At 44.0% G+C, this 23209-nt stretch carries 21 protein-coding genes; 1 reads left to right on the forward strand and 20 read right to left on the reverse strand.

Annotated features, from left to right (window positions below; genetic code table 11):
- Positions 1-67 precede the first annotated feature (67 nt).
- The 11 genes from DXB91_RS01085 to rho form a co-directional block, all read right to left on the reverse strand.
- Positions 68-280, reverse strand: coding sequence for a hypothetical protein (locus tag DXB91_RS01085; RefSeq protein WP_015534154.1), 213 nt, complete (start codon positions 278-280; stop codon positions 68-70).
- A 1-nt stretch (position 281) separates the two neighbouring features.
- Positions 282-1598 (reverse strand): replication-associated recombination protein A, encoded by a 1317-nt coding sequence (locus DXB91_RS01090; protein WP_118016624.1) that lies wholly within the window; start codon positions 1596-1598, stop codon positions 282-284.
- Between the two features lie 96 nt (positions 1599-1694).
- Entirely contained in the window at positions 1695-2090 is a 396-nt protein-coding gene (locus DXB91_RS01095) for a response regulator (protein ID WP_015534155.1), read from the reverse strand.
- An 18-nt stretch (positions 2091-2108) separates the two neighbouring features.
- On the reverse strand, positions 2109-2696 hold the full coding sequence (locus DXB91_RS01100; protein WP_117548821.1) for a TetR/AcrR family transcriptional regulator: 588 nt from the start codon (positions 2694-2696) through the stop codon (positions 2109-2111).
- 83 nt (positions 2697-2779) lie between these two features.
- Positions 2780-3679 carry a DUF5688 family protein gene (locus DXB91_RS01105; protein WP_117548820.1) on the reverse strand — a complete coding sequence of 300 codons (900 nt, stop codon included), beginning with the start codon at positions 3677-3679 and terminating at the stop codon, positions 2780-2782.
- Positions 3680-3892: 213 nt separating this feature from the next.
- Positions 3893-4948 (reverse strand): histidinol-phosphate transaminase, encoded by a 1056-nt coding sequence (gene hisC, locus DXB91_RS01110; RefSeq protein ID WP_118016625.1) that lies wholly within the window; start codon positions 4946-4948, stop codon positions 3893-3895.
- 1 nt (position 4949) lies between these two features.
- A complete protein-coding gene (prfA, locus tag DXB91_RS01115) occupies positions 4950-6026 on the reverse strand; it encodes a peptide chain release factor 1 (protein ID WP_015534158.1) in 1077 nt (358 codons plus the stop codon).
- Between the two features lie 52 nt (positions 6027-6078).
- Positions 6079-6942, reverse strand: a complete 864-nt coding sequence (gene prmC, locus DXB91_RS01120; RefSeq protein WP_118016626.1) for a peptide chain release factor N(5)-glutamine methyltransferase — start codon at positions 6940-6942, stop codon at positions 6079-6081.
- A 15-nt stretch (positions 6943-6957) separates the two neighbouring features.
- Positions 6958-7914 (reverse strand): DUF1385 domain-containing protein, encoded by a 957-nt coding sequence (locus DXB91_RS01125; RefSeq protein WP_022216026.1) that lies wholly within the window; start codon positions 7912-7914, stop codon positions 6958-6960.
- Positions 7915-8001: 87 nt separating this feature from the next.
- The gene (gene rpmE, locus DXB91_RS01130) at positions 8002-8208 is read right to left on the reverse strand and encodes a 50S ribosomal protein L31 (protein ID WP_004853176.1); all 207 of its coding nucleotides are present in this window, start codon (positions 8206-8208) and stop codon (positions 8002-8004) included.
- Positions 8209-8361: 153 nt separating this feature from the next.
- The gene (rho, locus tag DXB91_RS01135; protein ID WP_117548818.1) at positions 8362-9936 is read right to left on the reverse strand and encodes a transcription termination factor Rho; all 1575 of its coding nucleotides are present in this window, start codon (positions 9934-9936) and stop codon (positions 8362-8364) included.
- 277 nt (positions 9937-10213) lie between these two features.
- Between rho and DXB91_RS01140 the strand changes: the two genes are divergently transcribed.
- Positions 10214-10747 (forward strand): DUF4364 family protein, encoded by a 534-nt coding sequence (locus DXB91_RS01140; RefSeq protein ID WP_015534160.1) that lies wholly within the window; start codon positions 10214-10216, stop codon positions 10745-10747.
- A gap of 100 nt (positions 10748-10847) precedes the next feature.
- Here DXB91_RS01140 and yihA read toward each other — a convergent pair whose 3' ends face one another.
- From yihA to DXB91_RS01185, 9 genes are all read right to left on the reverse strand, one after another.
- Positions 10848-11444, reverse strand: a complete 597-nt coding sequence (gene yihA / locus DXB91_RS01145; protein ID WP_015534161.1) for a ribosome biogenesis GTP-binding protein YihA/YsxC — start codon at positions 11442-11444, stop codon at positions 10848-10850.
- A gap of 10 nt (positions 11445-11454) precedes the next feature.
- A complete protein-coding gene (gene lon, locus DXB91_RS01150; protein WP_118016627.1) occupies positions 11455-13758 on the reverse strand; it encodes an endopeptidase La in 2304 nt (767 codons plus the stop codon).
- Between the two features lie 118 nt (positions 13759-13876).
- Positions 13877-15187 carry an ATP-dependent Clp protease ATP-binding subunit ClpX gene (gene clpX, locus DXB91_RS01155; protein WP_022216030.1) on the reverse strand — a complete coding sequence of 437 codons (1311 nt, stop codon included), beginning with the start codon at positions 15185-15187 and terminating at the stop codon, positions 13877-13879.
- Positions 15188-15323: 136 nt separating this feature from the next.
- Positions 15324-15905, reverse strand: a complete 582-nt coding sequence (gene clpP, locus DXB91_RS01160) for an ATP-dependent Clp endopeptidase proteolytic subunit ClpP (RefSeq protein ID WP_015534163.1) — start codon at positions 15903-15905, stop codon at positions 15324-15326.
- Positions 15906-15951: 46 nt separating this feature from the next.
- On the reverse strand, positions 15952-17238 hold the full coding sequence (gene tig / locus DXB91_RS01165; protein WP_015534164.1) for a trigger factor: 1287 nt from the start codon (positions 17236-17238) through the stop codon (positions 15952-15954).
- Positions 17239-17505: 267 nt separating this feature from the next.
- Entirely contained in the window at positions 17506-17712 is a 207-nt protein-coding gene (locus DXB91_RS01170; protein ID WP_015534165.1) for an alpha/beta-type small acid-soluble spore protein, read from the reverse strand.
- A gap of 132 nt (positions 17713-17844) precedes the next feature.
- Positions 17845-18912: a butyrate kinase gene (gene buk, locus DXB91_RS01175; RefSeq protein ID WP_015534166.1), complete on the reverse strand. Its 1068-nt coding sequence runs from the start codon at positions 18910-18912 to the stop codon at positions 17845-17847.
- Positions 18913-18945: 33 nt separating this feature from the next.
- Entirely contained in the window at positions 18946-19866 is a 921-nt protein-coding gene (gene ptb / locus DXB91_RS01180) for a phosphate butyryltransferase (RefSeq protein ID WP_022216032.1), read from the reverse strand.
- Positions 19867-19969: 103 nt separating this feature from the next.
- A complete protein-coding gene (locus DXB91_RS01185) occupies positions 19970-23209 on the reverse strand; it encodes a SpaA isopeptide-forming pilin-related protein (protein WP_118016628.1) in 3240 nt (1079 codons plus the stop codon).

Raw genomic sequence — 23209 nt, forward strand, 5'->3', positions numbered from 1 at the left:
AAGTATTTTTTTGAACTTTAAAGAGTATATCAAATTATGTAATTTTTTTCAACATATTTGTACTGTTCTACTTGTTCTGATCTCTCATATCTTCGCCCTTGCGTCTGAGCACCCTGGCGATGAGCCATATTCCCCAGCACACAACAGGAATGACCACATCAAGGAATATCATACCCATCAGATTATCACTTCCGGTTATTCCCATTATAAATGTCGCAACATACATTCCGATGAGCACAAGTACAAGCACTATAGCTCCAATTCTCTTCAATATATCCATATCAATCTCTCTTCTTTATCTTATCAAAATACGCCTTGATATCTCTCTCATAACCATTGTCCGACGGCTCATAGAATACCCTGCCTGCAATCTTATCAGGAAGATACTGCTGTTCAACGTAATTATTCGGATAATCATGAGCGTATTTGTATCCTGAGTGTCCAAGCTTTGCTGCACCGCCGTAATGTGCATCTCTGAGATACACCGGAACCTGACCCGTGTCCTCATGCTTTACCGCATCCATAGCCGCAAATATCGCATTCACCACAGAATTGCTCTTCGGTGCACACGCAACGTAGGAAGCCGCATGGGCAAGTATTATCTGTGCCTCAGGCATTCCGACTCTCTCCACAGCCTGTGCACATGCCGACGCCACCACGATAGCATTCGGATCAGCATTGCCCACATCCTCACTGGCACATATCATGATCCTTCTGGCAATAAACTTTATATCCTCACCTCCGTAAAGCATCTTTGCAAGGTAGAATATTGCCGCATCAGGATCTGATCCACGCATGCTCTTTATAAATGCGGATATTATATCATAATGATTATCTCCGTCCTTGTCATATCTTATAGCTCTCTTCTGGATACATTCCTCCGCCACTTCAAGCGTTATGTGTATCCTGCCATCCTCGCTTCTCTCCGTCGACAGAACTCCGAGCTCTATGGCATTTAACGCACTTCTCGCATCTCCCGACGCCATGTCTGCAAGGAAGTCCTCGGCATCCTCATCAATGTCTGCATCAAATGCACCCATGCCATTTTCTGAGTACACTGCCTTGTGGATGAGCTTCTTGATGTCCTCCCTGGACAATGGATTGAGCTGAAATATATGAGATCTGGATATGAGAGCTCCGTTAACCTCAAAATAAGGATTCTCCGTGGTCGCTCCTATGAGCACCACCGTTCCATCCTCAACAAATGGCAGGAGATAATCCTGCTGTGACTTGTTGAATCTGTGGATCTCATCGATGAACAGTATAGTCCGTCTGCCATACATAGCCTTGGTATTCTTCGCCTCTTCCACAACCTTTTCCATGTCCTTCTTGCCCGCCGTTGTGGCGTTGAGCTGTCTGAACTCCGCCTTGGTTGTATTGGCTATGACCATGGCAAGCGTAGTCTTGCCGGTTCCCGGAGGGCCATAAAATATAAGCGAACTTATCTTATCCGCTTTTATCGCCCTGTACAGAAGCTTGTCCTTGCCTATAATATGTTCCTGGCCAACCACGTCATCAAGGCTGGTCGGTCTCATTCTTTTTGCCAGAGGAGAATCATCTTCCGAGAAATTCTCCCTCATATACTCAAATAAATCCATCTTTATGTCCCTGCCATCTAATATTCAGTGTCATAAGACACTTCGAAGCCCGATATCTTACAATAACGGGCTTCGCATGTATCAATATCATATCATCTACTTGATAATGTCCAGTTTCTTCAGCATGTCATTAAACTTCATGATATCAATCGGCTTACATATGTAATCATCATAATCATCGCTGGCGAGATTGCTGTCAAAGCTTGCCTCGTCAAGTGCGCTGGTCATTATGACCTTCGATCTGAGCATCCTTGACACTCCGTGCTTTCTCTCTGCACTTCTTATGGATGCCAGAACTTTATACCCATCTATCTTTGGCATCATGATATCAAGACACACTAGCTCGAACAGTTCGCCCTTCTCAAGAGCATTTACAAATTCATCAACCGCTGCGATTCCATCAGGTGTTATGACCACATCACCAAACTTACTCAAATACTTGGATAAAAATTTTGCATTTGCAACATCATCCTCAGCTATTAATATCTTCATGACAATTCCTCCCTAATTTTACAACCTAAGTACTTTCTCAAGATGACTGAGCATCTCCTTGATCTCAACCCTGAAACTCTTCCTTGAGTATTGGTTTCTCCGTTCAAGCAATCCCTCTGTAAAAATTCCGTTGAACATGAGCGTAAGTTCCTTCGGTGAGAAAACCGCTCGTATCTCCTTGCTGTCAATCGCACTCTGAAATAATGTGCACACAAAATCATTACGCTTCAACATACACTCAGAGATGATCTCTCTCGTCTCTGACATGTGAAGCAATTCTTCATAATGCAGCATTATCGCACCCATACCAATATAGTTATCATAATATGTTGCATATGTATCTGCATAATACTTGATCTTATCCAGGTATGTCCCGTCAAGTCTCTCAACAGTCCTCTGGATATTGACATCAAATGCCGCATATTCGTTCACAACCGCTATAAGTACCTCATCTATACCCCCAAAATACTTATATATCAGCGTATCAGATATATTCTGCTTTCGTGCAAGGTTCTTCGGTGTAAGAGCATGTAATCCCAAATCTCCAATTAGTTCGATAGCTGAAGCGACAATTTTATCTCTGCACGAAATATAACTATCCTCCAATGTCTGTTCCTCCCATTAAACATAATTTTTGCCCTTAGAACACTGGTTTTATTCTATGTCATGGGATATATTTTGTCAACATTTTAGACTATCAAGAGTTTTCCTTTTTCCCTGCTGTACATATACAGACTGTCAGACAGATAATCCATGGCAGGCACTGTTACCTTGTTCGCCTCTCTTATGAGATCCTTGTAATAATCCTCTGTGTAATCCGCACTTGCCCTGATAAACAGCAGCTCATGCACACTGGATGGCAGGATATATATGTCATCACCCACCATATTCGCACACTCCTCAAGCATTCCATCATACAGTACGGCCGTGGCCCCATTGATACCGTGCGTGTTTGACAACATGTACAGTTCGTCCACATTGTCACAGTCGTCATCGAAATCTATCCCTTCATATCTGCCCTTCAGCGCATCAAAAAGGTTCTGCCTTACACACGGAAACATTCTCTGGGTGTTCTTAAGTGCATTCTTATACAATGTATCCAGACTGACTCTCCACCTCTTCACATCATTATTGTTGACTATCGTGGTTGCCAGGCCGTCGTTATCCAGACTCAGCACCCTTCTGAAAGTTATCGCAAGATCATTAAACTCTATAAATGGTGCACTCTCAAGCAGCCGGCTATTTCGCTCCCTGTTGACAAGCCGCACTATTATGTTGTCCATAACCTTCGTCTCATCCACCACATCGCGTATATCAAGCTTCCTGCACCTGCAGTTCGCCTCTCTGAGCCTGCATATATCTTCCATGACAACATCAAAATCCATCCCCTGCTCATAATCCCTGTAAAACGGATCAAGATATATCGTAGGACACACCTCTTCAGAGCTCTTGCACACATTCATCGCAGTGAGCTCCACCCCATTATTCTTCAAAACCTTATTGACCCGGATGTCTGATCCATCTCCCTGTCTGAGAAGTCTGCTTCTCATTTCATCCACTACTCTGGCTATAAATTCATCAAAATTCATTCAATTCTCCTTTTACAAACAAAATCAAACGAAACGTCCCGATATTTTTTCCTGAAATATTTCATGGGTGAATTCTATAGAAAAACTCTGCCAAATTCAATAGTTTTGGTGCGCTTTATAGTGGAATCCTGCGCTTTATAGTGGAATCCTGGCACAGTTGTTGCCGCCATATCAAGAAAAAACCGCCATGCCTTTGGCACAGCGGTCTGTTTATTATCTCTCCTGTATATAATTTGTAAGGAACTCTGTGAATTTATCCATCTCTTCATCCGTACCAATGGATATCCTCAGATAATTGTCTATACGTGGTTTGTCAAAATATCTGACATATATATGGGCATCCTTCGCAGCCTGGAATATCTCCTTTGCCGGAATATCCTTATGCGTTGCAAATACAAAGTTTGCAGACGAAGGAAGACATGTAAAATCAAGTGGCTTTATAGCTTCCACGAATCTCTCTCTCGTGGCGACCACCTTTGAAACAGTCTCCTTAAAATACTCATCGTCCTTAACTGACTCTGTTCCCATTACCAGTGATGGTCTGTTCATTGTATATGAGTTGTATGAATACTTTACGTCATTGAGGGCCTTTATCAGAACCGGGTTGCTTATTGCATATCCTATCCTGAGTCCCGCCATGGATCTCGACTTTGAGAACGTTCTTACAACCACAAGATTGTCATATTTGTCTATAAGACCAAGTGCCGACTCGCCGCCGAAATCTATATACGCCTCGTCTACTATGACTATCGAATCTTTGTTGTGGCTGACTATATCCTCCACATTCTTTATGTCCTCGTATATTCCTGTAGGGGCATTTGGATTAGGGAATACGATTCCCCCGTTCTCTCTGTAGTAACTCTCCTTCACCAGCCTGAAGTTTTCGTCAAGTGCCGGTCTCTCGTAAGGGATACTGAAAAGCTCTGCCCACACATCATAGAAGGAATATGTAATGTCAGGGAACAATATTGGTTTGTCAGAGTTGAAAAATGTAAGAAACGACATGGCAAGCACATCATCCGAACCCACTCCCACAAATACCTGTGAAGGATCAACTCCGTGATACTCTGCAAGCACATCGACAAGTGCCGATGCTGTTGGATCCGGATATAATCTGAGTGTATCAATATCCATCATTGCATTCTTCACTCTCTGTGACGGGCCGTACGGATTCTCATTCGTATTTAACTTTATCACATCTGTATCCTTAGGCTGTTCACCCGGAACATAAGGTTCTACTTTTCTTATATTGTCACTCCACGCTGCCATATTATTCCTCCTCATTCACCTGTGCCAGCTTTGCTGTCTGGTCAGCCGCTATAAGACTGTCTATAAGTTCATTCAGATCTCCGTTCATGATCTGGTCAAGCTTGTATAATGTGAGCTTGATCCTGTGATCTGTAACTCTTCCCTCAGGGAAATTGTATGTTCTGATCTTCTCTGATCTGTCTCCTGTTCCTATCTGGCTTCTTCTGTCCGCAGCCTCTGCGTCATGCTGCTTCTGGAGCTCCATGTCGTACAGCTTTGATCTCAGAAGGGCAAATGCCTTTGCCTTGTTCTGGAGCTGTGATTTCTCTGTCTGGCTGTAGATCACTATTCCTGTAGGTATATGTGTAAGACGTACTGCCGAATCGGTTGTATTGACACACTGTCCACCGTTTCCGGATGCTCGCATTACATCTATCCTTATATCATTCTCATTTATCTCTACATCAACTTCCTCAGCCTCAGGCATAACCGCAACTGTTATGGTCGATGTATGGATTCTTCCGCCTGACTCTGTCTTAGGTATACGCTGTACTCTGTGTACACCACTCTCGTACTTCATCTTGGAGTACGCACCGTCTCCGGTGATCATGAACACAGCCTCCTTGAATCCTCCGATACCGTTCTCGTTGACACTCATAAGTTCAACCTTCCACTTGAACTGGTCGACATATTTCTGGTACATTCTGTACACCTCATATGCGAACAGAGCAGCCTCATCTCCGCCTGCACCGGCGCGGATCTCCACGATTACGTTCTTGGAATCGTTAGGATCCTTTGGAAGCAGAAGAATCTTGAGTTCCTGCTCTATGGTCTCGAGATTCGCCTTTGCCTCATTCATCTCTTCCTTTGCCATCTCGCGGAGCTCCTCGTCGCTCTCCTCCTCAAGAATCTCAAGACTGTCCTCTATGGTAGTCTTTGCATCCTTGTACTCATGGTACTTCTCAACTATAGGTGAGAGATCGCTCTGCTCCTTCATGAGCTTTCTGAATTTGTTCTGATCTGACACAACATCAGGATCGGTGAGCTGATTATTTATCGTATCAAGCTTATCTACAAGTTCTTCTAATCTGTCAAACATATCTATACCTCTCTATATTCATTCTGTCACGCTGTCTCCTGCAGCGTTAAATCTACCGGTTATCTTCTCTGTCATATCTGCCGTACACCACCCGGTCATTACCACTCAGATCCTGTACAACATGTATATCGTCATAACCTGAATCTACAAGGAGGTACTGTACATCTTCTGCCTGATCATTGCCAATCTCGAATACAACATATCCTTCATCCTTTATATATTCTCTCGCCTTATCGGCTATTATTCTATAAAAATACAATCCATCCGCCGTTCCGTCAAGTGCCAGATGTGGTTCATGCTCCCTGACCTCCGGCATGAGTGTCTCTATGACATCACTTCTTATATATGGAGGATTCGACAGTATGAGGTCATATTTCCCGGATATCTGCTCAAAGAGATCCGTCCTGACCACTTCAAATCTATCATCCCCTGCACACAGTTTTGCTACATTTCTCCTTGCAAGACCGATCGCTGCCTCAGATACATCGGCAAGTACGATCCTGCTGTTCTTATTCCAGAGTCCAAACGATACTCCTATGCAGCCCGAACCGCAGCACATGTCCAGAACATCAACGTTATGGTTAGCGTCCTTTACAAGCTTCAATGCCGTCTCAACAAGAGTCTCTGTATCCATCCTTGGAATGAGCACATCTTCTGCGGTATCAAAATCATATCCCATGAAATTCTGCTCACCTGTGATATACTGAAGCGGAATCCTTGTGCTCCTCTTTTCTATGAGCTTCATGTAGGCTTCCGATTTATCATCATCCACGTCATCTTCTCTGGCCATGATCATATCCATACGGTTCATACCCGACAGGTACTGCCACAATATATCAGCGTCTATATCCGCATCAGGAACATCACTTTTCTCCAGCCTGTCCCGTCCCATTCTCAAAAGTTCACACAGCTTCATCTCTATCGAAATCCTTTAATCTTCTATCTCGCCCTTGTGCATGGCGTCCTGGTATGCCTCCCAGTCTATAACTGCCTCCACGGACTTTATCGCAACTGCTATCATGTCAAGATCCGGCTCCCTTGTGGTGAGTCTCTGAACCCACATTCCCGGAACTGACAGCGCATTTGCAAGCTTTGAATCACTCTTGCCAGCAAACATTATAAATTCGTATGATATACCGGCGATTACCGGAACCAGCAGCAGTCTTATGACAAGTCTGAGCCATGCCGTATCTGCGCTTATAAACATGAAAACAATTATGCTTATTATCATTACGATGAACAGAAAGCTTGTTCCGCATCTCTTATGATATCTTGAATACTTCTTCACGTTCTCCGGAGTCAGTGGCACCCCAGCCTCAAAACAGTTGATCGTCTTGTGCTCTGCCCCATGGTACATGAACACTCTCTGTATATCCTTCATAAGCGATATAAGTGCCACATATCCCAGGAATATTCCAAGTCTTATAACTCCCTCTATGGCAGACATGATAATCCTGTTATCTATAACCTTGTCTATGAGTTCCCCGATAAATGCAGGAAGCATCATGAATAACGCGATGGCAAATACAAGTGAAAATAACACTGTACCTATCATCGCCGCATCGTCCGCTCTTTTCTGCTGCTCAGGTGTCCTCTCTTTTTTCTTTTCTTTTTTCTCTTTCTCCGCCTTCTCAGGCTCCTCGTCATCGTAAAACGATGCTGAGTATGTGAGGGTCTTCACTCCTATCACGAGGGATTCCACGAAATTGACAACTCCCCTGATTATAGGAACTCTGAAAAATACACTTCTCGATGCCATGGACACATAATCCACAACTTTCACTTCTATATCTTTATCCGGTTTTCTGACTGCCACCGCATATCTGTCGCCATTTTTCATCATGACACCTTCCATGACAGCCTGACCGCCTATTCTTACTCTCTTCACGCCAATCTCCTATCGGTATATTTAACTGGATAATAAAAAAACAGCTTGAGATTATTGTAAAATAACCTCAAGCTATCAACGTTTTTATTAGTTGGCCTGAACGCCATACTTCTTATTAAACATATCAATTCTACCACGTGCTTTGATTGCCTTCTGCTGACCTGTGTAGAATGAATGACACTTTGAGCAAATTTCTACGTGAATCTCTTCCTTTGTTGATCCTGTAACGAACTCGTTACCACAGTTACATACAACCTTTGCCTGATAGTAATCTGGATGTATTCCTTTACGCATTCTTTTTCACCTCTTTACATATATATTTATATATGAGAACAGGCATAAAGCCAGGGTTCTTCATAACACAACTTCTGTATTCTAACATAGTGACCAGTACAATGCAAGCAGTTTTTTGATTTTTTTGACAAAATCATCTCAACAATCCTGCTGTTATTTTCTGAGAAGTGACTGCTTTACATAGTGGATAAATTCTTTGTTGTTTCTGGTACGAACAAACAGCTTTCTGACATCCTCAAGAATATCCTCTGATTTACTTCCCATGAGCTCCTTGTGAATGGCTGTGACAACCTCCTGCTCTTCCTTGTTGAGAAGAAGATCATCTCTTCTGGTGCCGGATTTTGCTATATCTATGGCAGGGAATATCCTCTTCTCTGAGAGCTTTCTGTCAAGCACAAGCTCCATGTTACCGGTTCCCTTGAACTCCTCAAATACAACGTCATCCATCTTGCTGCCCGTGTCGACCAGCGCTGTGGCAAGGATCGTAAGGCTTCCTCCCTCACGCATGTTTCTGGCGGCACCAAAGAATCTCTTTGGCATGTGAAGCGCTGCAGGATCAAGACCACCTGACAGAGTTCTTCCGCTAGGAGCGACCGTGAGGTTATACGCTCTTGCCAGACGTGTGATACTGTCGAGCAGGATCACGACATCCTTCTTGGACTCCACAAGTCTCTTTGCTCTCTCAATGACCATCTCTGACACTCTCTTATGATGCTCTGGAAGCTCATCAAATGTTGAATAGATAACCTCCACATTAGGGCCCTCTATGGACTCTCTTATGTCTGTTACCTCCTCAGGTCTCTCATCTATGAGAAGGACGAGCAGGTGCATATCCTCATATCTTCTGCTGATCTGCTTTGCGATCTGCTTGAGAAGAGTCGTCTTTCCTGTCTTAGGTGGTGAAACGATCATGCCTCTCTGTCCCTTACCTATAGGGGCAAGAAGATTGATCATCCTGATAGGGATAGGAGCACCGTCTCCGTCAAGCTCTATCCTCTCATTAGGGAAGATAGGGGTCATCTCCTCAAAGCTCTTGCGGGCCGCTATGACCGCAGGATCCTCATCGTTCACGCTTGCCACATATAAAAGGGCACTGAACTTTTCTCCCTGTGTCTTGTTTCTTATATTACCTGTGACTATATCTCCTGTCTTGAGACCAAATCTTCTGATCTGTGCCGGTGACACATATATATCCTGATCTCCCGGAAGATAGTTTGCACTTCTTATGAAGCCATATCCCTCAGGCATGACCTCAAGTATTCCGTGAGCCTGTCTTCCACTGTCGAGCTCCGGCAGATACTCGTTCACGTTCTGTGCCGCCTGATTTGACTGGACTCTGTCCTGATACCTTTCCTGGTTTCTGTCCTGATTCTGACCTCTATCCTGGTATCTCTCCTGATTCTGGCTGCGATCCTGATATGTAGCCATTCTTCTCATACGTCTCTGTCCGTTGTTCTCCCTGGAATCATCATCTCTTGAGCCCTCAGAGTGATGTACTATCCTGTTTTTTCTGTATTCTGTGTCTCCAGCTGTCTCTCTGACCACATGCTCGGTCTTAGGCTCTGACACATTTTTCTTATTTTCCACTGAAACCGCTGTCACATGCTCCTCCACATATTTTATGAGGAACTGCGCAAGCTCCGCCTTCTTCATTCCCGAGCAGCCTTTTATACCATTATCCTTGGTAAACTGACGCAGCTCTGCAAGAGAAGCTTTACTAAAATCCATATATAATTGTCTCCTTTCACTGAAACCAATGATCAACAAATAAATTTAGTATTATGGGAATATAAACACTCTAAGAAATAAGTAGTGTCTCTCAATGATACATCAAATTCAATTACGGTAAAAAAATAAAAATGCGCTAAGCACGCATATTATTCTCGCTCATTATAACATAAATAGAACAATTGTAAATATATTGATTTTAAATTTTACTAATGTTATCATATGAATGTTGTCCGTTCATCAGCACGGACAAACATTTTAACAAAGGATACACGATATGGGAACCGAATCTATTGTATTATATAAACTCATAGTGCTCTATATGCTTGACAGAGTTAACTTCACTCTGACCAATTCACAGATTTCAGACTTTGTTCTGGAGAAGGGCTACACCAATTATTTCACTCTTCAGGAAGCCATAAACGGACTTATAGAAAGCGAATTTGTATATGTATCAAGCATAAGAGGCGCATCCCATTATAAGATAACCTACAAAGGTGAGGAAGCCCTGAGCATGTTCGAGAACAGGATCCCATATGCCATCAAACAGGATATACTGGATTTCTTTGAGAAACAGCAGATCAACCTCAAAAAGGAAACTGAGATACAGTCTGACTACTACCTCAACGATTCCAATGAATATACCGTCTCCTGCGTCATCAACGACAGGAACGAGCCGCTGCTGGATATAAAGTTCAGCGTGCCTACCCAGGCCGTGGCTGTTGCCATATGTGACAACTGGCGTCAGAAAAGCACTGAGATATATGATATACTCGTAAAACAGTTATGGGCATCCAACACATCCAGCTAATATCAGCATAAAAATGACTGAGAATACCGAAAAGAATTATACTCCTCGATATTCTCAGTCATTTTTTTGTCTATTTATCTGACTATATGTTCATGTTACTTTACTGCTGCTCCTGTGCCAGTGTCTCCTCTATGAGATTCCAGATCTCATCTCTTCCCTGCTTTGTCTGTGCGGAGAACGGTATCATCGTTGTTCCAGGAACAAGATCCAGTTTCTCACGTATGAGCTTCAAGTTCTTCTGAACCTGGCTTCTCTTGATCTTGTCCAGTTTTGTGCAAATGATCACCGGCTCATAGCCATTGTCCACGATCCAGTCATACATCATGCAGTCATTCTCCGATGGCACATGTCTTATGTCTATCAGCAGGAATACCTTTTTGAGCTGTGGGGAACCGTGAAGGTATCTCTCGATCATCTTGCCCCATTTTGCTCTTATCTCCACCGATACTTTTGCATATCCATATCCCGGCAGATCCACAAAGTACAGATTTTTATTTACATTATAGAAATTGATCGTCTGTGTCTTACCTGGCTGCGCGGATGTTCTGGCAAGCGATTTCCTGTTAAGCAATCCATTTATCAGAGATGATTTTCCTACATTTGACTTGCCGGCAAATGCGATCTCCGGGAGATCGTTATCAGGTAATTTACTTGTAATTCCACACACAGTCTCAAGCTCAGCGCTCTTTACTATCATATACTTCTCCTTATCTGACAAGGGCAAGGTCAAGCACCTGCCTCATGTCTTCCACTAAATGAATATTGACTCCAGATGTTATCTCTTCATCCAGCTCCAGATAATCGCTCTCATTTTTCGCCGGTATCAGTATATCTTTAACACCGATCATCTTGGCTGCAAGGAGCTTCTCCTTCAGGCCTCCAATAGGAAGCACCTCTCCTCTGAGAGTTATCTCTCCTGTCATTGCTATTCTGCCATTAACCGGCACGTTAAATATGGCCGAATACAACGCTGTCGCCATGGTTATTCCGGCAGACGGACCATCCTTTGGAACTGCCCCCTCCGGTATATGGATATGGAAATCGTGCTTTGCAAAGTAATCGTCTCCAAGCGCCAGTGATTCCTTGAGGGATCTGATATAACTCATTCCCGCATAAGCGGATTCCTTCATAACATCGCCCATCTTACCTGTGAGCTGAAGAGTTCCTGTCCCCGGAAGCACATTGACCTCTATCTCCAGAGTGACACCGCCAACCGCCGTCCAAGCAAGGCCTCTGACAGCGCCAATTTTATTCTTCAGATTTCCATTCTCATCTTTATATTTGTATGGGCCAAGAAAATCCTGGATATTCTTCTTTGTGACTTTGACCACATCCATCTCACCGGTGAGTATCTTGCGGCAGGCCTTCCGACACACCTTGTCTATATTTCTCTCAAGACTTCTGACTCCCGCCTCTCTCGTGTAGTGGCTTATGATCTCCCTTATGGCACCGGCATCTATCTTGAACTGAGATTTTGTTAGTCCGTTCTTCTCACGGGTCTTCTCCACAAGGTACAGCTTTGCTATATGATACTTCTCATTCTCCGTGTATCCCGATATATTTATGACTTCCATTCTGTCGAGGAGCGGCCCCGGTATACCGGAGATGTCGTTCGCCGTTGCTATGAACAGCACATTGCTCAGATCCACCGGCACTCCAAAATAGTGATCATTGAACTCTTTGTTCTGCTCACCATCAAGCACCTCGAGAAGTGCCGATGACACGTCCCCCTTGTAATCACTGCTCACCTTGTCTATCTCATCGAGAAGCATGAGCGGGTTGTTCGTCTTTGCCTTTATCATGGATTGTACAATCTTTCCAGGCATAGCTCCCACATATGTTTTCCTGTGACCTCGGATCTCCGCCTCATCGTGGACTCCGCCCAGTGATAAGCGGACATATTTCCTCGATGTTGCACGGGCTATCGACCTTGCTATGGATGTCTTTCCTGTTCCCGGAGGTCCCACAAGACAAATGATCGGAAGGTCCCCCTTATTGCTCAATATATGAACAGCAAGATAATCAACGATCCTCTCTTTGACCTCCTCAAGGCCATAGTGATCTTTGTCAAGTATGTCTATGGCTGACTGCAGATCATTATTATCTTCCGTTGACACATTCCACGGATAGCTGAGCATCACATCGATATAGTTTGCCGACACACTGCTCTCCACTGCATTCTGAGGTATGCCCTTATAGTAATTTATCTCTTTTTCTATCTTATCGTATACTTCCTGGCTGCAGCCCGCCTCATCGAGTCTCTTCTGGAATTCTCTGACATTTGCATCTACGCCGTCGTCACCAAGCTCCTTACGGATAACGGACATCTGCTCTCTGAGCACATACTTTCTCTGATTCTCAGCGGTCTCCTGATTGACCTTTTCCATGATCTCTTTCTTGATCTTGCCGATTCCGAGAACTTCCTCCATTATCTGTATCAACCTCATAGCACGGCTTCTGACATCTAGCATCTCCAGAAGCTCCTGCCTGTTGTCATCAGATATATTCACATAGTCAGCCATGCTGTCAACCAGCTTTCTGACAGACTTGAATGAACGTATCTCCCTGTACAGAACGTTGTTCTTCACTATACCCTCGTCAAATGCTTCCTTAAGCTTTTCCTTGAGTATGCTCTGTATAGCCTTCTCCTCATCCTCGCTGATGTCGTTAGTCTCCTCCACATCTGTCACGTGGCACACATAATATTTATCCTTGCTGTAATCCACAAGGCGCGCTCTCTTCTCAGTCTGTATGAGAACTCTCATGCCTTTGTTCTGAAGTCTGACAAACTGCTTTATCCTGGCTATGACACCTATCTCATAAAACGAAACTGTCTTATCGCCGTTCTTATGAACAGGATTTGCCAGAAATATACATTCCTCATTCTTGACTGCATGTCCCACCGCCTCGCAGGCTTCACGCGTTGTCGCATCAAGATAGAAGGACAATTCCGGCATAACCACGCCATCGTCAAGACTAATCATTGTCATCTCTAACATTTTCTCATTCATACCTGTTATCTCCGTATATATCATTAAAAAATAAGACGTTATCAACACTGCACATTTAAAGGCTTATAAGGGCGCAAATGTATGTCAGCGTTATAACGTCTCATTTCGGCAATAATGACTATGCACTCTCGCCGTTATCTGTATTTGCCTTTTTCTTCCTTACCTTTTTCTTAGGAAGGTCTGTATCCTCTGATGGATCTCTGTAAGTTAGTACAGGTTCTTCATCGCCTGTTATGACACCCTTGGTAATAACACACTTCTCTATAGTTGGATCTGAAGGGATCTCGTACATAAGATTAAGTGTAGCATTCTCCATGATAGCTCGAAGTCCTCTAGCTCCGGTCTTACGCTCCATAGCTTCCTTTGCTATCTCTCTGAGCGCATCATCCTCTATCTCAAGCTGAACTCCATCAAGCTCAAAAAGCTTCTTATACTGCTTGCATATTGCACTCTTTGGCTCTGTCAGTATTCTCACAAGTGCATCCTCATCCAGAAGATCCAGAGTCACTGCAACAGGAACTCTTCCCACAAATTCAGGGATAAGTCCATACTTTACAAAGTCATGTGGCATAACCTGCTTGAGGAGCTGTCCAACGTCCTGCTCTGACTGTTCTATAACCTCTGCATTAAAGCCAATTGACTTCTGGCCAACTCTATTCTCTATGATCTTCTCCAGTCCCTCGAACGCACCACCACATATGAATAATATGTTGGTCGTATCGATCTGGATAAGCTCCTGATGCGGATGCTTTCTTCCACCCTGAGGTGGAACTGAAGCCACAGTGCCCTCTATTATCTTTAACAAAGCCTGCTGAACGCCCTCACCCGACACGTCTCTGGTTATGGATACGTTCTCGCTCTTCTTTGTGATCTTGTCTATCTCATCAATATAGATTATTCCATGCTCAGCTCTCTCTATGTCATAATCAGCGGCCTGTATAAGCTTCAGGAGAATGTTCTCAACATCCTCTCCTACATATCCAGCCTCTGTGAGAGTTGTAGCATCTGCTATTGCAAAAGGAACGTTTAACAATTTTGCAAGGGTCTGGGCAAGATATGTCTTACCTGATCCCGTTGGGCCAACCATGAGGATATTACTCTTCTGTAATTCAACCTCAAAATCCTTCTGCGCAAGTATTCTCTTATAATGGTTGTACACGGCAACCGCCAGTACCTTTTTTGCCTCTTCCTGACCTATTACATACTCATCAAGAAATTCTTTTATTTCCTTTGGCTTTAACAGATTGATATCACCATCTGAATCAAGTCCTGCGTCAACCAGTTCTTCTTCTATTATCTCTGAGCATATCTCTACGCATTCATCACATATGTAAGCCCCAGGTCCGGCTATGAGTTTTCTAACCTGATCCTGTGTCTTATTACAGAAAGAACATCTGAGCTGTTTTCTCTCGTCACTACGATCTGCCATTACAATACCTCGATTATTCACTATTTATAATTGTCTGGAGCCAGTCTTTTCCAGAATCTGCGAATACACCGCTGGTTCTGCAGGCTGGCTCCAACCAACTGATACATCTTCTACATATCAGATATCTCTATCTGTATTATCTGTTTGTTATAACGCTGTCGATAAGGCCGTATGCACAAGCCTCCTCAGCAGTCATCCAGTTATCACGATCTGTATCTGCCGCTATAACATCAAGTGGTTTTCCTGTATTCTCACTCAGCATTTTGTTGAGTTTCTCTTTTGTCTTTAATATATGTCTGGCTGCGATTTCTATCTCTGTTGCCTGTCCCTGGGTTCCACCAAGTGGCTGATGTATCATGATCTCCGAGTTTGGAAGCGCATATCTCTTGCCCTTTGTTCCTCCTGCAAGAAGGAATGCTCCCATGCTCGCTGCCATTCCACAGCATATTGTTGAAACATCACACTTGATATATCTCATTGTGTCATATATTCCCATTCCGGCTGTAACTGATCCACCCGGGCTGTTGATATATAATGAGATATCCTTTGAAGGATCCTCTGACTCAAGGAATAACAACTGTGCTATAACAAGGCTTGCAGTTGCATCATTGACCTCATCTCCAAGAAAGATGATTCTGTCTTTCAGCAATCTAGAATAAATATCGTATGTTCGCTCTCCGCGGCTAGTCTGTTCTACAACGTATGGTACCAATGCCATGTTATCTACCTCCAATACATATCAAGCCAATCTGTCTGTTAAAATATTAAACTTCCTTTGACTCATCTACAAGAAGCTTTGCAGCCTTCTTAACTGCTACATCCTTCTTGATGCTGTCCTTCTCTGCGTCGCCCATGAATCCCTTGATATCCTCAAGCTTCATCTGGTACTGAGCTGCCATCTTTGAAAGCTCCTCGTCAACTTCCTCGTCAGTAGCCTCAATGTTCTCAGCCTTTACTACAGCCTCAAGAACTGCTCTCTGCTGGATTCTCTTGAGTGCGTCCGGCTTGATTCTCTCCATGAGAGACTCCTCTGTAACGTTTACGATCTGCATATACTGCTCAAGGCTGATTCCCTGATACTGAAGTGTCTGAGCGAACTCATCCTTCATTCTCTTCTGCATATCCTCAACCTGTGCATCTGCAATATCCATAGTTGCGTTCTCGATAACCTTGTCAAGAACCTTTGCTTCCTTCTCGTTTGCAGCGTCTCTGTTCTTCTTTGCAAGTATCTTCTGCTTTACCTCTTCCTTGTACTGGTCAAGTGTATCGCATCCGCCTACCTCGCTTGCGAACTCATCATTGAGCTCTGGAAGCTGTGACTCTGTGATAGAGTTGATCTTGCACTTGAATACTGCCGGCTTTCCTGCAAGCTCCTCAGCCTGGTAATCCTCTGGGAATGTTACGTTAACCTCAACATCCTCTCCGATGTTCTTACCAACAAGCTGATCCTCAAATGTATCGATGAATGAATGTGAGCCAAGAACGAGCTTGTAGTTCTCACCCTTTCCACCATCAAATGGAACACCATCAACAAATCCCTCGAAGTCAAGAGTAACCTCGTCGTCAAGCTGTGCTGCTCTTCCCTCTACGAGTACCTTTCTTGCGTTCTGAAGCTGCTCCTTCTTGATGTCCTCAAGAACCTCGTCATCTGTTACTTCAACGTCGATCTTCTCAACTTCGATTCCCTTGTAATCGCCAAGTGTAACCTCAGGCTTTACAGCAACCTCTGCTGTGAATACGAAATCCTTGCCCTTGCCCATCTCTATTACGTCAATAACTGGCTGTGATGCGATCTCAAGCTCTGAAGCTACAGCCTCTTTTGGATAATACTCGTTGATCATTGCATTTGCAGCATCCTCATAGAATACTTCCGGGCCATACATCTTCTCGATGAATGCCATTGGCACCTTGCCCTTACGGAAGCCTGGAACATTGAATCTGTTCTTTGTCTTGTTGTAAGCTGCTGTCATTGCCTTGTCAAAATCTGCTGCAGGTACTGTGATTGTAAGCTTTGCCATGCTGTGCTCAAGCTTTTCTACTGTGAAACTCATCTTTTTATTTCCTCCTTGAAATGTGCAAATGGTGCCTTAAGCCCTACAATTAAGGCACTCAGATAGCATCCATTTATCTTTTTCTTGTTTATATGTGTGGACAAAGTCCACATCAATCATCGATTATATCATAATGTGCAAATGATTGTCCAGTCCATTATACTATTATTATACTACAAAGTTTTCACGACACAAAAGACCTGATGTATGGATCATACACCAGGTCTTCTTTTTGTTCGTAGATCTAACGGAGATTATAAGCCAGGCTTATCTTCCTGACATCTGCTCTTCCTGTCTCTTGATCATCTGACGAACCATCTCGCCACCGATTGAACCTGACTGAGCTGATGTTAAATCTCCATTGTAGCCATCCTTAAGATCAACACCGATCTCCTTGGCTACCTCCATCTTGAACTTGTTCATAGCACTCTTTGCCTCTGGAACACTTGTCTTGTTAGAGTTTGAACTTGCCATAACCCTGTACCTCCATATTGAAATAATTATTTAAGACTTTCGTCTTGTTAGTATTATTAACAATACGGCTTATGTTATAATGGCAATTTCTGTTATATGCCATGAACTTTTTATCTGAAAATCACTTTTCTCTTAATACTTCATTGGCTCCTCTTCGCCATTCATGACTCTGAGTGCGCCCTGAGCAAGTGCAAGAAGCTCATCCTCTCCTGCATATACTGTAAATGGAGCAATAAATCCTGCTCTCTTCTCAAGCTCTTCGCATGTGTGCTTTGAATATGCGATTCCACCTGTGAGGATGATCTGATCAACCTTTCCTCTGAGAACTGTTGCCATACCACCTATATCCTTGGCAACCTGCTGATAGAATGCATCCTGAACAAGCTTTGCATGCTCATCGCCCTCATTGACAAGCTTCTCAAGATCTCTTGCATCGTTGCTTCCGATGTAAGCGTTGAAGCCGCCCTTTCCAACGAGCTTCTTCATAACCTCAGCCTGTGTATACTCGCCTGAGAAGCACATCTTTACAAGTGCTCCTGAAGGAACGCCACCTGCTCTCTCTGGTGAGAATGCACCGTCACCGTCAAGTGCGTTGTATACATCTACTACCTTACCGTGATCATGGGCACCAACTGATACACCGCCACCCATATGTACTACGATGAGGTTCAGGTCTGTGTACTTCTTGCCAACTTCCTTTGCATATCTCTTGGCTACTGCCTTCTGGTTGAGTGCATGGAACACGCTTATTCTTGGAAGCTCAGGTACTCCTGAAAGTCTTGATGATGGCATAAGCTCATCAACAACGACTGGATCTACGATGTATGAAGGAACTCCGAGCTCATCACCGATCTCTCTTGCGAGGATACCACCAAGGTTTGATGCATGCTGGCCCTGCTTACCGATCTTAAGATCCTCAAGAAGGTCATCGCTTACTGCGTATGTACCGCCTGGGATTGGCTTGAGCATTCCGCCACGTCCTACACATACATCAAGTGTCTTGATATCAAAGTTCTTCTCAGCAAGGACATCAAGAATAACCTTCTTTCTGAAGTCCTTCTGATCTACTATCATATTGAAGCCTGCAAGCTCCTCTGTTGTATGTCTGAGTGTCTCCTCAAACAGAAGTGTCTCGTCCTCGAACACACCGATCTTTGTCGATGTTGAACCTGGGTTTATTATAAGAATCTTATATGACATTTTTTAAACCTCCAAATGTTTTTTATGTATGGCTTATTTGTTTGCCTTAAGTGACTCTGCAACAACTGCTGCAAGTGCTATTGAGTTGAGCTTAACCTCAAATGTATCTGATCTTGATGTAAGGATTACAGGAGCATCTGTACCTGTTATGATACATCCGTTCTTACACTTTGTTGTATGAACAAGTGTCTTGTATACAAGGTTACCTGCATGTATGTCTGGGAACAGAAGGATATCGGCATCTCCAACGATCTTTCTGTCTGTAGCTCCCTTATGGATAGCTGCCTCTGGCTCGATCGCAAGATCCATTGAAAGAGGTCCGTCAACGATACAGCCTGTGATCTCACCGTTCTCGTTCATCTTTGTGAGCTCAGCAGCCTCTACTGTTACAGGCATCTTAGGATTTACAACCTCTACTGCTGCAAGTGGAGCAACCTTTGGACAAGGTATTCCGCACGCATGAGCAACCTCTACAGAGTTCTCTATGATCGACTTCTTCTCCTCAAGTGAAGGATAAGTCATGAACGCAACATCTGTAAGGTACAGGAGTCTGTCAATACCAGGGATCTCAAATACACATACATGTGAAAGTGGCTTACCATTTCTGAGACCAACCTCTTTGTTGAGGACACTCTTCAGGAAATCCTTTGTTGAGAGAAGTCCCTTCATATACATGTCAGCCTTATGATCATGAACAAGTTTCACTGCCTTAAGTGAAGCCTCTATATCATCTGGCTCATTTACAATCTCATAACCTGTAAGATCCATACCGATCTGATCTGCGACCTCTCTGATCTTTGCCTCGTCACCCACAAGTATAGCATCTGCGATTCCCTTCTCCTTTGCTGCCTTTACAGCCTCAAGAATAGGCGCATCCTGTGCTACTGCAACTGAAACTGTCTTTCTGCTGCACTGTGAAACCTTTGCCAATAAATCATCAAAACTTTTACTCATCTTTCGCACCTCACGTGATATTTATTATTTATACAAGTCCATTTTGTATGTTATCACTTATAAATCTAAAGGTCAACCACATTGTCCCATGTTATTATTACTGTCATTTTGATTCTCCGGTAAATTTTTTCCTGTAAAATACGATTCCCGCAACCGAAACTACGGCAAAGCACATAAGCAGTATGACCTTCGAAACAGGATCCCGATCTCCGGTGTCCGGCGTATCAGGAGTGTTTGGCGTGTCGGGTGATGGATGTTCTTTTATTTTCTGATTTGTTATGATCACCGGATCATCCATGGTATATTCATTTTTTGATGTGTCTATCTGAATTTTTTTGTCTGTTTTTTCGTAACCCTCCGGGGCAGCTAACTCCTCTATGCTATACGTGCCTCTGGCAAGTCCGTAAAATACAGCCTGTCCATTTTCTTCCGATTCAGCTTTTGCGATCAGAGCACCCCGGTCATCATATATGCCAAACACAGCCCCGGCAAGCGGACTACCATCCTCCTGATCCGTCTTGAGTATATGCACCATGCCATAGTGATTTTTGACATTTATCACCGGTGGCTCATCTGCACTCTCCGGCACGCTCACCGGTATGGAATTTACCCCCGGGTCGGCAATATAACCCTTGGGAGTTCTGGTCTCCTTTATATAATACTCTCCCGGCTCGAGTCCGGTGAATTCTACACTGCCGGCTTTGTCAGTCTTTTTTGTCATGAGCTTTTCATGATCAGATGCCCTGTACAATGTGAACTCCGCATCCGCAAGAGGTGTCTCCAGAATATCATCCGTCTTGTGGACACTTATGCTCCCTCTGATCTTCTCTTTTTCTTTTGTATAAACTGTCTGTGAAGCAAGGTTCACATCCTCATGTGAAGCTACGACCTCTCCCTCATAATCCTCATCCGTAAGCACCTCATAGCAGACAAGAGCCGAACCACTTATGCTGTCAGTCGAAAACCTGAAATTCACATCCACAGTCATCTCCTCTGCATCTGCGGTAAAACATTTCTCTGACGTTGATCCATCTGCCCCAAGCGGTCTGCCCGACTCCTGTGAGACAACGCTTCCGCTCAGTTTGTATCTGTGCCCGATATCCAGCCCTTTCATACTCACCGTGTCCGTGATATCTGCAGTTTCCGCATCCGGATCAATGAACTTCGATCCGTCTTCACTGTTCTTCGCCACAGATTCTATCTCCGGCATCCTCTCATCAACTATGTCCCCAAGATCAAACACGCACTCATCTGAATCTATTTTGAATTTTATCGGAGCAATGCTCTTATACTTTCCCTTATTTGCATCACAACGAAGCTCTGTCAATGTGTACTCTCCGTACGGCAGTGACCCTTTGGTCTTGTCCGGCTTTCCATCCCCAAACCAGATATCATCCGCAGAACTGGAGTATTCGCCATTGGCATCAGTTGTTATCTCCGCAGACTGGGTGCCATCGGAGTTCTCGACGAGAAATCTCACATTTGCGATCACTGTCCCATCCTCGGCATCCACTTTTTTGAATTTGAAGTCACCTCTTACGACATGGTTCCCGACCACAAGCTCGTAGCCATTTACCAGACGAACAGTGTCGCCATCCTGTTCTATTCTGTCCAGATATATTCCATCTGAACTATCCTTTATAATATTGCCATCCTTTGCGCTTTTAAATATTGAATTCACAAGCTTGTACCCTTCTGGGGCTTTTGTCTCCTGAACCGTGATTGTTCCCGTCTGCAAAACCACATCCTCAAGGCCGCACTTACCGCTGTCATCCGTCTTAAGCGTCCAGCTCTGATCCGGCTTCTCTGGAAGCTCGTCCACGGAATTATAAAAATTCCTGTAATAATTGACTGTAAACTCAGCCCCTGACAAGACAGCATCTCCCTGAGATTTATCTCCCGTCTCCGCATCCTGTTTGTATATGCTCAGATCAATCTTGCCTGAGATCACCTTGTCCCAAGTCTCCCAGCTTATTTCAAGCTCCGTGGATGTACTGACCTCCTTGCCATCCACGGACAGGAATTCTCCTTCTTCGTTTATAACGAGCTGTGCCACAGTACTGTTTCTCTCATAATTGTACGGAGCCCTTTCCTCATATATCCTGTATGTTCCGAACGGCATATCTGTGATCTCATAGGTTCCAAGTCCGCCATATTCTGACATCACAACTATACCATGTCCATTCTCATCAGTCTCTATCTGAGCCACCAGAGTGCGCAGACTCTGTGTGCCGTTTTTCACTTCCATCTCAATATTGTACAGAGCTTCTCCCACACCGGCGCCGGAATCTCTGTCGGTCTTGTGCAGACTGAACTTTCCAAGAACAGGCTTCTCTCCCGTCCATTCAATATCCATAGAAATACTGCTTGAAGCTACCGTTCCAAATAACAACTGCTGGTCATCATCTACCTGAGTGGAATCTACAGTATACACTGTAACTCCGGGGATCCCTTTACCAGACTTTACTGTGCCCGTTCCCTTATGAGCCTTCTCAGCACTGAAAAAGAATCTGTCGCCTCCCATTATAGTTACCTTACCTGTCTTGTGGATGGTGAACTCCTTTTCTCCGCTTTTCCTGATATGGAGCCATGTATCCGCCGGTACCGAGATCCTCACTCCATTCTCAGCATCTGCCTTACACCTCATTATCCTGGTTCTTCTTCTCTTCTCACCAGTCTTCTTGTCCACATAACCGGTATAATCCTTAAGACTTACATAATTACCGTAATTCTCTTTGCTTCCATCATCTATTATCTCTATATCTGCCTGATCTCCCTGAAGGACGATCTCATCTCGCTTTGTCTCCGATATGTATTTATAGAATTCGTCTATAACGTCAAAATACTGTCCATGTCTTATATAATTCAAAGTCAGTGTCATGATGAGCTGTCTGTGATCTGCGGACACCCCCTTAAAACCAGACCACGCATATTCACTTCCCGGTCCATACAGAAACGCTTTCTGAAGCAGTCTGTCATTTGTCACGGAAAATGTCACCTTGTCCGTGCTCTTAACTTCATTTTTCTTATGATCGCCGCAGTATGCCCTGTACTCTACACCGTCCTTATGCACCGTGTAATGCCTCGTGTATGGCATCCCATTGTAAAACACCACATCGCCGCTTAGGATGCAGTCCACATCTTCATAACTTATCTCATATCCGGCCATATCCGCAATTCCATCCGTTGAGGTGGCCTTAACATCAGTATGCCTGCTTTTCTCCCCGGCATACAGTTCGTCAGCACTTGATCTTGTACTGAACCTATGATAAAAAACCACACCGGCCACACATACGGCCAGAAGAACAGCCAGCAGAATCTTATATACATACAATCTTTTCAT

The organism is Coprococcus sp. OM06-34AC, from assembly GCF_003462545.1.
Lineage (GTDB): Bacteria > Bacillota > Clostridia > Lachnospirales > Lachnospiraceae > Coprococcus > Coprococcus aceti.

Coding starts and splice junctions, on each gene's coding strand:
- DXB91_RS01085 (WP_015534154.1), bottom strand. CDS start 280: ATGGATATATTGAAGAGAATTGGAGCTATAGTGCTTGTACTTGTGCTC.
- DXB91_RS01090 (WP_118016624.1), bottom strand. CDS start 1,598: ATGGATTTATTTGAGTATATGAGGGAGAATTTCTCGGAAGATGATTCT.
- DXB91_RS01095 (WP_015534155.1), bottom strand. CDS start 2,090: ATGAAGATATTAATAGCTGAGGATGATGTTGCAAATGCAAAATTTTTA.
- DXB91_RS01105 (WP_117548820.1), bottom strand. CDS start 3,679: ATGAATTTTGATGAATTTATAGCCAGAGTAGTGGATGAAATGAGAAGC.
- hisC (WP_118016625.1), bottom strand. CDS start 4,948: ATGGCAGCGTGGAGTGACAATATAAGAAAAGTAGAACCTTATGTTCCG.
- prfA (WP_015534158.1), bottom strand. CDS start 6,026: ATGTTTGACAGATTAGAAGAACTTGTAGATAAGCTTGATACGATAAAT.
- prmC (WP_118016626.1), bottom strand. CDS start 6,942: ATGAAGCTGTGTGAACTTTTGAGAATGGGACGGGACAGGCTGGAGAAA.
- rpmE (WP_004853176.1), bottom strand. CDS start 8,208: ATGCGTAAAGGAATACATCCAGATTACTATCAGGCAAAGGTTGTATGT.
- rho (WP_117548818.1), bottom strand. CDS start 9,936: ATGGATTTTAGTAAAGCTTCTCTTGCAGAGCTGCGTCAGTTTACCAAG.
- DXB91_RS01140 (WP_015534160.1), top strand. CDS start 10,214: ATGGGAACCGAATCTATTGTATTATATAAACTCATAGTGCTCTATATG.
- yihA (WP_015534161.1), bottom strand. CDS start 11,444: ATGATAGTAAAGAGCGCTGAGCTTGAGACTGTGTGTGGAATTACAAGT.
- lon (WP_118016627.1), bottom strand. CDS start 13,758: ATGAATGAGAAAATGTTAGAGATGACAATGATTAGTCTTGACGATGGC.
- clpX (WP_022216030.1), bottom strand. CDS start 15,187: ATGGCAGATCGTAGTGACGAGAGAAAACAGCTCAGATGTTCTTTCTGT.
- clpP (WP_015534163.1), bottom strand. CDS start 15,905: ATGGCATTGGTACCATACGTTGTAGAACAGACTAGCCGCGGAGAGCGA.
- tig (WP_015534164.1), bottom strand. CDS start 17,238: ATGAGTTTCACAGTAGAAAAGCTTGAGCACAGCATGGCAAAGCTTACA.
- DXB91_RS01170 (WP_015534165.1), bottom strand. CDS start 17,712: ATGGCAAGTTCAAACTCTAACAAGACAAGTGTTCCAGAGGCAAAGAGT.
- buk (WP_015534166.1), bottom strand. CDS start 18,912: ATGTCATATAAGATTCTTATAATAAACCCAGGTTCAACATCGACAAAG.
- ptb (WP_022216032.1), bottom strand. CDS start 19,866: ATGAGTAAAAGTTTTGATGATTTATTGGCAAAGGTTTCACAGTGCAGC.
- DXB91_RS01185 (WP_118016628.1), bottom strand. CDS start 23,209: ATGAAAAGATTGTATGTATATAAGATTCTGCTGGCTGTTCTTCTGGCC.